This window comes from Clostridium sp. 19966 (genome assembly GCF_032335695.1).
Classification (GTDB): Bacteria; Bacillota; Clostridia; order Clostridiales; family Clostridiaceae; genus JACTOJ01.
Genome location: NZ_JACTOJ010000087.1, coordinates 1 through 718, shown reverse-complemented (window position 1 = coordinate 718; position 718 = coordinate 1). Strand labels below are relative to the sequence as shown.

General features: G+C 32.3%; 1 protein-coding gene. It reads left to right on the top strand.

Translation table 11 applies throughout. The annotated features are described in order from the left end of the window. On the top strand, positions 1-718 hold a 718-nt coding region (locus IAI10_RS24595), incomplete at both ends, for an IS3 family transposase (protein WP_315675950.1).

The window sequence follows — 718 nt, the reverse complement described above, 5'->3', positions numbered from 1 at the left end:
GAAGATATGCGATGAGCAAATCAAAGAATTTATTATGGAGTCAATTGATGGGGATGCTGCTGATTATGGCTACAGAAAAATAACCTATCACCTAAGGAAATATTACAGCCTTACAATCAACCATAAGAAGGTTTATAGGCTGTGTAAAGAGCTTGGGATACTCAAAGACCAAAGGGTTGTTAAACCAAAAGTTAAAAGAACTATTGCAGTAAATAGAATTATAACAGGCTCAAATCAACTTTGGGAAATGGATATAAAGTACGGCTATATCCATGGTGAAGATAAATTTTTCTACCTGCTAAACCTTATTGACATCTTTGATAGAAGTATAATTGATTATCATATGGGTTTTCACTGCGAAGCAAAAGATGCGGTAGCATTACTGAAAAAATGCCTAATACTAAGAAATTTATTTGAAGAAGGAGCTGATAAGCCTGTAATAAGAACAGATAACGGGCCGCAGTTTGTGAGTTATAGATTTAGCCAATGCTGTGAAGAAATTGGAATAGAACATGAGAGAATACCAGTTAAAACACCAAATAAAAATGCACATATAGAATCATTTCATAGAATACTTGAAGATGATTGTTTGAAAAAATATGAATTTAAAAGCTATGTACAAGCATACGAAGCGGTAAACGAATTCATGGAATTTTATAACAAAAGAAGAATTCATTCAAGTTTGAAGTTTATGTCACCAAATGAATTTTATAACCTT